This window comes from Alphaproteobacteria bacterium, assembly GCA_030680745.1.
Classification (GTDB): domain Bacteria; phylum Pseudomonadota; class Alphaproteobacteria; order JAUXUR01; family JAUXUR01; genus JAUXUR01.
On sequence record JAUXUR010000023.1, the window covers coordinates 39,062 to 51,866 of the forward strand.

General features: G+C 28.7%; 11 protein-coding genes. All 11 read left to right on the plus strand.

All coding sequences use genetic code 11. The features are described from left to right. Nucleotides 1–8 precede the first annotated feature (8 nt). Nucleotides 9–956, plus strand: coding sequence for a glycosyltransferase family 2 protein (locus Q8L85_01880; GenBank protein MDP1723435.1), 948 nt, complete (start codon nucleotides 9–11; stop codon nucleotides 954–956). Further along, nucleotides 953–2,770, plus strand: coding sequence for a hypothetical protein (locus Q8L85_01885; protein ID MDP1723436.1), 1,818 nt, complete (start codon nucleotides 953–955; stop codon nucleotides 2,768–2,770). The genes Q8L85_01880 and Q8L85_01885 overlap by 4 nt, the downstream gene beginning before the upstream one ends. Then, nucleotides 2,767–4,002, plus strand: coding sequence for an oligosaccharide flippase family protein (locus Q8L85_01890; protein MDP1723437.1), 1,236 nt, complete (start codon nucleotides 2,767–2,769; stop codon nucleotides 4,000–4,002). Before Q8L85_01885 ends, Q8L85_01890 begins: the two co-directional genes overlap by 4 nt. Before the next feature lie 8 nt (nucleotides 4,003–4,010). Further along, complete coding sequence (locus tag Q8L85_01895; protein MDP1723438.1) at nucleotides 4,011–6,047, plus strand: hypothetical protein; 2,037 nt, start codon at nucleotides 4,011–4,013, stop codon at nucleotides 6,045–6,047. Beyond that, nucleotides 6,040–7,293, plus strand: a complete 1,254-nt coding sequence (locus tag Q8L85_01900; protein MDP1723439.1) for a hypothetical protein — start codon at nucleotides 6,040–6,042, stop codon at nucleotides 7,291–7,293. The genes Q8L85_01895 and Q8L85_01900 overlap by 8 nt, the downstream gene beginning before the upstream one ends. Nucleotides 7,294–7,562: 269 nt before the next feature. Continuing rightward, the gene (locus Q8L85_01905) at nucleotides 7,563–8,525 is read left to right on the plus strand and encodes a glycosyltransferase family 2 protein (GenBank protein ID MDP1723440.1); all 963 of its coding nucleotides are present in this window, start codon (nucleotides 7,563–7,565) and stop codon (nucleotides 8,523–8,525) included. A 14-nt stretch (nucleotides 8,526–8,539) separates the two neighbouring features. Next, a complete protein-coding gene (gene rfbB / locus Q8L85_01910) occupies nucleotides 8,540–9,601 on the plus strand; it encodes a dTDP-glucose 4,6-dehydratase (protein MDP1723441.1) in 1,062 nt (353 codons plus the stop codon). Next, complete coding sequence (rfbD, locus tag Q8L85_01915; GenBank protein MDP1723442.1) at nucleotides 9,598–10,497, plus strand: dTDP-4-dehydrorhamnose reductase; 900 nt, start codon at nucleotides 9,598–9,600, stop codon at nucleotides 10,495–10,497. Before rfbB ends, rfbD begins: the two co-directional genes overlap by 4 nt. A 10-nt stretch (nucleotides 10,498–10,507) precedes the next feature. Continuing rightward, the gene (rfbA, locus tag Q8L85_01920) at nucleotides 10,508–11,401 is read left to right on the plus strand and encodes a glucose-1-phosphate thymidylyltransferase RfbA (protein MDP1723443.1); all 894 of its coding nucleotides are present in this window, start codon (nucleotides 10,508–10,510) and stop codon (nucleotides 11,399–11,401) included. Then, entirely contained in the window at nucleotides 11,398–11,952 is a 555-nt protein-coding gene (gene rfbC / locus Q8L85_01925; GenBank protein MDP1723444.1) for a dTDP-4-dehydrorhamnose 3,5-epimerase, read from the plus strand. The genes rfbA and rfbC overlap by 4 nt, the downstream gene beginning before the upstream one ends. Continuing rightward, on the plus strand, nucleotides 11,952–12,770 hold the full coding sequence (locus tag Q8L85_01930) for an ABC transporter permease (GenBank protein MDP1723445.1): 819 nt from the start codon (nucleotides 11,952–11,954) through the stop codon (nucleotides 12,768–12,770). The genes rfbC and Q8L85_01930 overlap by 1 nt, the downstream gene beginning before the upstream one ends. Nucleotides 12,771–12,805 lie beyond the last annotated feature (35 nt).

Below are 12,805 nucleotides of genomic sequence, written 5' to 3' on the forward strand. Positions count from 1 at the left end.
ATTGGATCATGTACAAAAATAAAAAAATAGCCGTTGTTGTTCCTTCTTATAATGAAGCAACACAAATATCAAAAGTTATTACAACAATGCCAGATTATGTTGATCATATCATTATTATTGATGATAAAAGTACAGATAATATGTCGGCCGTTGTTGAAGAATATTGCAAAATAAACCCTAAAATTGTGTTGATTCGTCATGAAGTTAATCAAGGTGTTGGCGGTTCTATTGCAACAGGTTATAAATGGGCACGTGATCATGAATGTGATGCAACGGCTGTTATGGCTGGTGACGGTCAGATGGATCCAAATGATTTGGCAGAGCTTTTAGATCCAGTTGTATCTGGTGAGGTTGATTATTCTAAGGCAAATCGTTTAATTTATGCAAAGGCTTATGAAATAGTGCCTAAGGTTCGTTTTTGGGGAAATGCTATTTTGTCATTGCTTACAAAGATAGCATCTGGATATTGGCATATATCTGATTCACAAACAGGTTATACAGTTATTAATCTTAAAGCACTTCAAATAATCGACTGGGATTTAATGTATAAACGTTATGGTCAACCAAATGATTTGCTTGTAAGGTTAAATATTCATAATTTTAAAGTGCGTGATATTCCTCAAAAACCTGTTTATAATGTTGGCGAACAATCAAAACTTAAAATTAGAAAAGCTATTTTTACAATAAGTATTTTATTGCTGAAAAAGTTTTTCTGGAGATTAAAAGAAAAATACATTATAAGAGATTTTCATCCTCTTGTTTTTTTCTATTTTTTTGGATTTTTTTCACTAGGCTGTTCTTTCTTGTTTTCAATTCGATTTTTCAGATTATGGATTGTCAATGGAGAGGTGCCTGAAATCACGTTGATTTTATTATTATTTATGCTCGCTGGTGGTGTTCAAGCCATTTTTTTAGCCATGTGGATGGATCAGGATTACAATAAGGAATTAAGATGAGATTACTTTTTTTAATTTTCTTTTCGTTATCATTTGGTTGCAATGCGAAAGCTGAAGACTATGAGAAATCTTGGCATAATGTTCCTTTTGTTTCACTTGATAAAGAAAAGAAAACAAGTCTTGAATTTAAACCACAAGATATTCTTTTTAGAATAAAAAATGAAAATGATTATATAAATCTTGAACCCAAAAATCTTCCTTTGAAAATAATTGAACACAAAGAAAACAAAATTATTTTTTCAAAAAAATTATTTGATGGAGAAAATCGTGTTTCTATTTTTAATAAAAACACTTTTTTAAAAGATATTGAACTCCCAAAAAATTTGAAAAAATTTTTATTTATGAATGCAGCAATTGGTGAAAAGGAAATTGTTGTTATTTATTATAATCCTGTCGCTTTTAGGCACTTTTTCTATCGTATTAATCTATCGGATTATTCTTTTGATGAGTTATGGACAAGGGAAGCGAATTGGGGTGATAAACATATTTCTAATCATTCACTATGTATTAATGTATTTCATTTTAGTGATCCAGAATATGGTGATAAAAAAGCTATTCATTTTATAGCAGGAAATGTTGTTTATATTTATAGAAACATTATAACGCCAAGTTTTGACCGATTTGAATTTCCAAAAAATTGTGAGTTTTTAACCTATCGGCAAGAAGGTGATAGATTTATAGGATTTTTTAAAAAATCCGGTTTTTCAGATAAAATAGATAATACAAAATTAATACAAGCTATTGATTTAAAAACACGCAATGAAACGAGTGATCTTTTTGAATTTACAAAATATAAGATTGAGCAAACGATTGAATCGTTTGAGCCATCTGGTATTCTTAATATGGGAAATAATAATGAAGAAGGTCTGGTGCCGTGGTCTCAAACATATTATTTAAATGGTCTTATTAATTTATTACAAAATTGGAAAATGATTGAAAATCATCTTACAGATGAAATAATTTTTAAATTAAAAAGTAGATTAATGATTGAAATATATTTATTAGATAGGCTTATAAATGAATATGGGCTTATTTCATTGAGGTATTCTGTCGATCGGTTGCCTATTTTTTCAATGCTTCATTCTGCAAGAGTTTACAGAGTGTTACGGCGTTATGAAGATGTACTTATATCTCCGTTTGAATTGATATCTAAAAAATATATTGAGCTACTTTTTTCATCAGAAAAAGAGCAAAATTTTTTTGAGTCTATAATAAGATCTAATAATGACGGCATGGGTCTTAAAAAGGGAGAATGTTATTTAACAGCAAAAAAAAATGCGCCTTTTCCACATGATGGATTGAATCTACCCTATAATTATATGAACTCTCTTACAAGTGAATTGCCCTATATGAATTTAAAAAATAATTCTTCTCAGAAAGATTTTATTAAAGATGCATCCATTATTTTTCTTAGAAATGAAGAATTTAATAAACATTTTCCTCAAAATTTTGAGTGGCACTATTCTTGGGGTAAAATGAGAGAGGGAAGAGAAGCAAAAGAAAATATTTCAATTAATTTACCTTCTTATCCGCCTGATAATTCAATGGCGCATATATCCTATAAATCTATTGATTTAATAGGTCTTTTGACAGTTTTGAAATTTCATCCAGATATTTTTCCAAAAGGCTTTAAAGAATATACGCTTGATGCTGTTAAAAAAGGTACGGTATATCCTTTTGTCTATGAAGAATTAAAAGATCAAAAATGCGATTTGGACGAGAATGTTGCTCATTATTATTCTCTTCCTTTAGCGCCATGGGAATTGCAAAATGCCTCTATTGCTTGGCTTTATTTGTTAAATAAAACAAAATGAACAAGGCCTTTATTTATAGTTTTGGAAGCGTTGGTGCATTAGGCATTGTTGGCCTTTTGTTTAATGTTCTTATACCTATTTTTTATGGACCGGAAGGATTGGGTCTTTTTAACCTAATATGGTCTCTTTTTATTGTAGCGTCACAATTTTCAACATTTGGTCTTCATTATTCAACGCTTAAATATACGGCTGAGCATGCTGAAAATCATATCTTACAAAAAACAATTTTAAGTACAGCCCTTTTTAATTGTGGGATTATGTGTATTCCCTCTCTTCTTTTTTGTTTTATTATTCCATTCGTCATTCCCAGGCTTTTTAAATTTGAAAATGCTCAATTTTGTTGGTTTTTGGCAATTCCAGGTCTTCTTTTTTTTAGTTTTAATAAAATATTTCTTTCCTTTATGAATGGTCTAAAACTTATGGAACGATATGCTATCGGTATATCGCTTAGATATATTTTTATGCTGGTAACATTTTTACCTTTTATTATGTTTAACTTGGATTTAAAATTTATATCCTTTGTTTTTTTGCTTCCTGAAATTTTTTTATTTTTTTGGTGTATATTTTATAATAATCAATATATAGGTATATCATTTTTAAATTTTGATTGGATTCAAAAGCATTTTGCATTTTCTATAAAAAGTTTTTTAGCAGGCGCATCAATTGAGCTCAATAGTAGGGTAGATGTTTTAATTTTATCTTATTTTCAAACAGAAAAAGAAGTTGGTATATATAGTTTTGCACTTTTTTTTGTAGAAGGTGTTTTACAAGTAATTTCAGTTTTTAGAAATATATTAAATCCATATTTAACAGAGCTTTATTATAAAAAAGATATTGATGAATTATCAAAAAAAATAAAAAAATTTGGTAAAAACTCACTTCTAATATCTTTTGTATTATCTATTTTGTGTGTGCCGTTTTTTTTGATACTTTATTATTTTTTTAATGAAGAATTTTGTTTAGTGTCTTTGATTGTTTTTTTAATAATTACACTTGGTGTTACGATATCATCATTTTATCTTCCAATTCAATTTTTTGCAAATCAAATAGGAAGCCCCATTCAACAAACAAGAATAAATCTTTTAATATTGGGCTCTAACATTATATTTAATATAATTTTTGTTTATTTTTTTGGTTTATATGGAGCTGCAATTGGAACATCTCTTAGTTTTTTTGTAACTTTGTTTATTATTAAATCGTATGCAAGGAATATTTTAATAAATGCTCGATAGAAAATAATATGAATATTTTTACGTCATTGTTTTTAATAATTTTATTTTTTTTCGTTTTACCTTTTTGTCTGTCTTGTATTTTAGGCCAAAACAATAGATTAAAAATAATCATTTCATTTGGATTAACACCTCCATTTTTGGGGCTTGTTGTTTATCATTTATTTTCTTTTTTCCCAGGAAAAGAAGCATTTTTTTATATAATCGTAATTTTAACGTTATCATTTTTTGCTTTTGCTTTTTTTTTCTATAAAGCTAAAGCCACAATAAAAAAAATAACTTTTGAACGTGAAATATATGCAGGAATTCTTTTGTTTGTAATATTTTTTATTGTGTTGCTAGGGTTGTCTCTTTATGAAAATGATGCTCTGGAATATGCCAATATGGCGAATCTTTTTTTTAGAGATAAAAGTTTTTCTATATATCCTTTTATAGAAGCAGATCCAATTACGGGATTTTATACACCTATTCGACATCCTCTAGGGTATCCATCTTTGCTTGTATTCCAGTTACTTATTGGGTTTAAAGTTGAATTAGCAGTAAAATTTATCAATGCTTATTATATGGTGCTTTTTATATTTTTAATTTCTAAATATGTTGGGCGCTATGGGATATTATATATATTATCTGCTCCCTTATTTGTTTATGTTTTTTCGACATTTCAAATTGATGTTTATCGTATTTTTCTATTTACTTTGTCAATTTGTGTTTTGTCTGATTTTTTTGAACGGAAACAAAGTGTTTTTTTAACATCTGTAACGTTAGGATTAACACTTCTTGCGCACTCTCTTTCTGTTTTATGTCTTATATTTATAGGGTTTGGCTTTATTTATATGTCTAAAAAAGAATGGTGGAAATTAGCCATTGTTTGTATTGGCTCAATTTTGATCGGAGGTGAGATCTATATTAAAAACCTTCTTGAATTTGGAAAAATTGTAACCGACAGCAATCCAGTGTGGGATCTTGAGAATATTAACGAAAAAGCTGATCTTGCCTTTAGGAGGCGTATAGATACGACATTTAATTGGGTTGTATTTGGTCTTCTTCAAGGGTTTACGAAAATACATCTTTTTGGAATTCATTTTTTTCTAGCTTTTTATGCTTTTATTAAGAATGGATTAAAAAAAAGAACAATTCTTTATACAATGTCTTGCTTTGGCGTTTTTTTGTTTTTTTTAATTATCATGTTTTCTGGTAATTTAGGTGCTAAAAACCCAAGGTATTTTTTAACGATAATTCCTTTATTATTTTTTATATATCAACCAATTATAAATAATTCATTGCGCAAAATATATATTGTTTTTACGCTATTTTCTTTGTATGGGTTTAAGTTTTTTTCCAATTGGTCAACACATTCGATTAATGATCCTATTCATCAACATGTAAGTAAAAAATTCTTTGATCAATTGAATGTATTAAAATTAGAAGGAAAAGTGTTGGCTTTTGAGCAAGAGCTTTTTGTTTTTTATGGAAAAAATAAAATTATTAAAGACTTAGATCCTGTTATGATTGATCTTTATAAAATGAATACAAAAGAAAATGCGCTTAAATTTTTAGAAAAAAATGATATAAAGTACATATATTTATCGCCTTATATGCCGGCGACTTTCTATAATTCATATATAGGTGAAATTGCAGGAAATCCAATATATTCTGAATTGCTCATAGATGAAGCGGGATATAGGCTTTTTAAGATAGATCCAATAAAAATGATAGATCCTGTTATTGAGTTAAAAAATAATCTTAGTATTGAAGACGTTAATAATATATTTTTTAAAAATATATATCAAAAAAATAAAATTTATAATTTTAAAGATATAGATTATTATGATAACAATTATAATATATGCATGAATTTAGAGTTTAATGGGGATGGATTTGCTGAAATTTATGTAGGAGATGTCAATTATGGACGTGTGGGCGTACTTGAAAAGAAAAGCTTTTACCTTCAATTTAAGCAAAAAAAGGAATTAGATCATCTAACAATCACTACTTTTAAAAATACTTTTATGAATAAACATAACATATTATATTGTAAACATGATTAATGAAAATGTAAGTACTTTTTCTGAAAATTTTTTAAAAATAAAACATGTAAATCTTATATCAGTAGGTTTGTTTTTTAATAAAATATTAACATCAATAAGTTTATTTTTTATAGCTAAATTTTATTCTCCGCAAGAATTTGGTGAGTTTGGATATTATATGTCTATCTTATCAATATTATTTCCATTTTCAATATTAGGAATGGAAAATTTTCTCTTTATAAAAAAAAATAAGTTGAAAGTAATAAATAATTTTATTTATATTCATTCTTTTTTCTTTTTTTTGTTTTTATCTATAGTCTTTTTTGTTTTTTTTAATAAAAAAAGTTATATATTTTTTATTATGCCATTAAATTTATTTTTAATGACTATATTTGATATAATCTTAAATAATTTTATAAAAGATAAAAAATTTAATTTGAATTTATTGTATAATTTTTTATTTTGTATAATTACAATTTCTATACAAATTTCTAGTGTTTTGCTTTTTAATAAAAATGTTACATGTTTAATTATTAGTTTTATGTTTGGTTATTTATTACCATTAAGTATTATTTTTTTTAAAAAAGAAAAACTATTTGTATTAAAAAAAAATAATATATTATGTTTTTATAAAAAATTTATAGTAAAAAATAAACAATATATTTTTATGTATTTAATTTTAACAACATTAGATTGTTTAATTCAATTTGTTCCATTTTTTTATATTAAAAATAAATTTGGTTTTGAAGATTTAGGGTCATATTTTTTATGTAACAAGATTTTTTATTTACCAATAGCAATTATTGGTATGTCTCTTTCTAAATATTTTTTAATTGAAATGAGTAACAATAAAATTATTTTAAAAAATATTTATTTTTTTATAAAAATATCTTTAATTTTAACAGTTTTAATTTATGGATTATTGTTTTTTTTCAATAAAATTGGTTTGTTTGTATATTTTTTAGGACAACAATGGATTGATTTGGAGCATTTAATAGATCTTAATATTTTAAAATTTATTTTTGAATTTTTTGCTTTTCCATTCATTGGAATATTTATTATAAAAAACAAACAAAAAAAACTAATTATTATAAAAATATTTTTTTTAATAATGTTAATTTCGAGTTGTTTTCTTGTAAAAGAATTAAGTTTTGTAAATAGTATAATATTGTTGAATGTCTTGAATATATTGTTTTACATAATAATAATTTATTATTGTTTTAAAATAATTTTTACACCTTATAAAGAAAATGATTTTTTATTTTAATCTTAAGTTAGATCATTGCATATTAAAATGTGTTTTATTTTTTTATTACATATTTTTTATTCATTTTTTACTATTGTGCTTTACAATAAGATAGATTATAAAAATAATTGAAATGGTTTATTTTTTATTGTGATCTGAATCAGAAAGTGATTTAATGTTCTTTGGTAAGAGGGTATAAATTTATTAAATTATTTTCTTATCAGTAGGCTCGTTAAAAAAATAATGAGCGATGTTTATATTAATAGAATTGCTTAAAGTCGAGTATATATTTGTTATATCAAAATTCTTCTATTTGTCCTCATGTTGCTATCCTTTTATGTGCTTATAAGGGAGAAGACTTTATTATTGAGCAGCTTGAATCTATTTTTGCGCAAAATTATGTGAATATTTCCTTGTGGGTAAGTGTAGATTTAGATGATTCTGAACCAGTTAATAATAAATTCTATCAAAAGTTAATTAATTATCAAATAGATAAAAAAAACGAATTTATTAAAATGACTATTATTGTGGGACCAGGAAAGGGATGTAATCAAAATTTTCTCTCTCTTGTTTGCAATGATGACATCCAGGCGGATTATTTTGCATATTGTGATCAGGACGATATTTGGGCGCCTGATAAAATATGTCGCTCTGTTGATGCTTTAAAAGACTTGCCGATAGATATTCCTAATCTTTATTGCTCCCGAACACGATTGGTTGATGTGGGTGGTAAAAACACTGGTCTTTCTCCCTTATTTAAGAAAAAACCAAGTTTTGCTAATGCTCTGGTTCAGAATATTGGCGGCGGTAATACGATGCTTTTCAATAAAGCAGCAAGGGACATTCTTAAAAAAATAGGAAATATTGAGGTGGTTTGTCATGATTGGTGGACTTACTTAGTTGTTTCATCGTTGGGGGGGATTGTTATATACGATCCTATTCCTACACTGAGATATAGACAGCATAGCAATAATATGATCGGTGCAAATTTTGGATGGTTGGCGCGTTTACTTCGTATTCGCCTTATGTTTAAAGGCAAAGTAAAAAAATGCAACGATATTAATATCAAGGCATTAGAGAAAATAAAGTCTCAGATGACCTTAGATAATCAAAATACATTGAATAAGTTTTCGGAATCAAGAAAGAATTTGATTTTTTATAGGCTCTTTGGTATATACAGATCTGGTGTTTATCGACAAACTTTTATAGAAACTTTGGGGCTTTGGGCTGCCGTATTTTTAAAAAAAATATAAATAAGGAATTTACTATGACAATATTTGTTACTGGTGGGGCTGGGTTTATAGGTTCAAATTTTGTTATTGATTGGTTGTTAAAATCTTCCGATCTTATTGTGAATATTGATAAACTTACATATGCTGGCAATTTAGATAATCTTAGAACAATTGAAAATAACAAAAAATATGTTTTTGTTCAGGGAGACATTGCTGACAAGCAACTTGTTTCGCGTCTTTTAAAACAATATCAGCCTAGAGCCATTCTTAATTTTGCAGCAGAATCTCATGTTGATAGATCAATTCATGGTCCAGAAGATTTTGTTCAAACAAATATTTTAGGCACTTTTAAACTGTTAGAAGCTGTTTTGTCTTATTATAACGAACTCGATGATCATAAAAAAAGTGAATTTCGTTTTCTTCATGTGTCGACGGATGAAGTTTATGGTTCTTTGGGGTCAAATGATCCTGGTTTTAAAGAAACAAATGCTTATGAACCGAACAGTGTATATAGCGCAAGTAAAGCTGCATCTGATCATCTTGTAAGAGCCTATCACCATACATATGGTCTACCTGTATTGACCACGAATTGTTCTAATAATTATGGTCCATATCAATTTCCAGAAAAACTAATTCCTCTTATTATTCATAATGCCTTACAAGGAAAACAATTACCTATTTATGGAGATGGTCAAAATATTCGTGATTGGCTTTATGTGGAAGATCATTGTTCTGCGATTTGTCGTGTATTAGAAGCTGGTAAAATTGGTGAAACATATAATATTGGCGGATTGAACGAAAAAACGAATTTAGAAATTGTTCAAGTTCTTTGTGCTCTTTTAGATGAACTCAAACCTCGAACAGATGGCAAATCTTATTCTACTCAAATAACTTTTGTTGAAGATAGGCGTGGGCATGATCGTCGTTATGCTATAGATGCTACAAAGATTGAAAAAGAACTTGGATGGTGTCCTGATGAAACTTTTGAGACGGGAATTCGTAAAACTGTTGTTTGGTATCTAAATAATCAAGAATGGGTTGATAGAGCCACAAGTGGCGCTTATCGCGAATGGATTAAAGAAAGATATACTGCATGAGAATTCTATTATTAGGTTCTAATGGACAGGTTGGTTGGGAACTTCAACGGTCTCTTTCTCCATTAGGAAAAGTGATTGCCTATGACCGTCAAAAAGCCAATCTTGAGAATTTATCAGCTTTGAGTCAAACTATTCTTGATGTTTCGCCAGATATAATCGTAAATGCTGCGGCTTATACAGCGGTCGATCAGGCTGAATCAGAATCTGATAAAGCTTATCTTGTAAATGCTAAAGCAGTAGGTGTTATCGCCGAAACTGCAAAAAAATTGAACGTTCGTCTTGTTCATTATTCGACGGATTATGTTTTTGATGGCAATAAAGTAGGCGCATATGTTGAAGAGGATTCTACAGCGCCCTTGAATGTCTATGGAAAATCGAAACTTGCTGGTGAGCAAGCTATTATTGATTCAGCATGTGATCATTATATTTTTCGCACCAGTTGGGTATATGGCCAACATGGTAAAAACTTTATAAAATCAATTTTAAGATTAGCTCAAAATAAAGATGCATTAAAAGTTGTGAATGATCAATATGGTGCCCCAACAAGCGCAGAACTTATTGCAGATGTGACAGCGCATATGTTAAAAAATTCATTTAATGATTCTAAAAATGGACAAAAAAAAGACGGAATATATCATTTGACTTCTTCAGGGAAGACAAATTGGTTTGAATTTTCGCGATATATATTAGATCAAGCGCAACATTTTGGATCGGCGTTTAAATTAACGTCTGATAAAATCACCCCAATCACATCAGAAGAATTTCCTTTGCCGGCTCAACGACAAAAGAATTCCTCTTTAAATGTTGATAAATTAAGTAAAAAAATTAATTTAGTGATGCCAGATTGGCGTTTTCATGTTTCACGGACTATATCTCAATTAACAGTTTTAAAATAAAGTAGGAAAAATGACGAAACGTAAAGGTATTATATTAGCGGGTGGTTCTGGAACTAGGTTATATCCGTCCACTCAGGTTATTTCAAAACAGCTTTTGCCAGTTTTTGATAAGCCAATGATTTACTATCCTTTGACAACGCTTATGTTTGCGGGTATTCGTGATATTTTGGTGATATCAACACCAAATGATATTTCTTCTTATGAAGCTTTATTAAAAGATGGTAGTCAATGGGGCATAAATTTATCTTATGCAGTCCAACCAACACCAAGTGGATTGGCACAGGCATTCACCATTGGTGAGAGCTTTCTTAATAATTCACCTTCAGCCCTTATTTTAGGGGATAATATATTTTATGGTAATGACCTTTCATTGCTTTTAAACTCTGCTGATGCGCGAGATTCTGGTGCGACAGTATTTGTTTATCATGTGAATGATCCTGAACGTTACGGCGTGGCAGAATTTAACAATGCGGGACAAGTGATAAGTCTTGAGGAAAAACCTAAGAATCCAAGATCGAATTATGCTGTCACTGGGTTGTATTTTTATGATAAAAATGTTTGTGATTATGCAAAATCTTTAAAACCCTCTCCGCGAGGTGAATTAGAAATTACTGATTTAAATAAGGTTTATTTAAATCTGGGTAATTTATCTATTGAAAAGATGGGTCGTGGTTATGCATGGCTCGATACAGGAACACATGAGAGTTTGCTAGAAGCAGGACAATTTGTTCAAACGGTAGAGCATCGACAAAAATTAAAAATTGCGTGTCCAGAGGAAATTGCGTTTCGAAAAGAATGGATCAATGCGGAGCAATTAGAAAAACTTGCAAAATCATTGATTAAAAATGGGTATGGGAAATATTTACTTCAAGTTCTTAAAACCCCTTTGGATATGGCAGCATGAAAACAACATTTTTAAATATTCCTGATGTGATTTTATTTGAACCAAAGGTATTTTCAGACGAAAGGGGCTTTTTCTTTGAAAGTTTTAATCATCATGCATTTCAAAATATTGTTGGAAAACCTATAAATTTTGTTCAAGATAATCATTCAAGATCCCTGAAAAATGTTATACGAGGCTTACATTACCAATTGGCACCAAAAGCACAAGGAAAGTTGGTTCGCGTCATTTCTGGTGAAGTTTTTGATGTTGTTGTTGATATTAGAAAAGATTCTCCTACTTATGGAAAATGGGTAGGTGAGATTCTTTCAGCTGAAAACAAAAAACAGCTTTGGATTCCAGAAGGATTTGCGCATGCATTTTTGACGTTATCCGAATCTGCAGAATTTTTATATAAAACAACAGACTTTTATTCCAAGGAACATGAAAGATCTATTCGTTGGGATGATCCTGACATTGGTATTGAATGGCCTAATATGGATAATAATGATTTTGTTTTATCTGAGAAGGACATGGAATCAGAAATGTTCCGTGATGTTGGAAAAAATATATAATGAGGAATTTTTCGACATCCCCTCAATATGTCTTTAGAAGCATTCTAAGCAATAAAAATTTAATTATTTCACTCACGAAAAGAGAAATCTTAGGGAGATATAAAGGATCCATTGGCGGCATTTTATGGTCATTGATTAATCCTATATTGATGCTTGGTGTTTATACGTTTGTTTTTGGTTTTATTTTTAAAGCAAGATTTGCTTCTGTAGATCAATCAGATGTTAATTTTCCTATCGCTTTATTTATTGGTTTGATTATTTTTGGTATTTTTTCTGATTGTTTATCTAGAGCACCCACTTTAATTATGGCAAATGCAAATTATGTAAAAAAAGTTGTATTTCCTTTAGAAATATTGCCTGTAATAATTCTATGTTCGTCATTATTTCATGCAATGATTAGTTTTTTTGTATGGTTGGTGTTTTATTTTATTGTCATCGGCGTGCCTAATTATACTGTTTTTATTTTCCCTTTTATGTTGTTGCCTATTATTGCTTTCTCTTTAGGATCTATGTGGTTGTTTTCGGCATTGGGTGTCTATCTTCGTGACATTAGTCAAATTATAGGCTTTGCAATAACAGCGCTTATGTTTTTATCAGCGATATTTTATCCTATTTCATCATTGCCTGATGAATATCAACTGCTTATGTCATTTAATCCTTTTGCAGTCATTATTGATCAGTCACGTTCTTTATTAATGTTTGATCAAATGCCAGATACGCAAATATTTTCAATTATTTTTGCTGCATCCTTTTTATATATGTGTTTTGGTTTTTTCTTTTTCCAAAAATGCCGAAAAGGATTTGCGGATGTTATTTAAAGAACCCATCATCTCAGTAAACAATATTAGCAAAT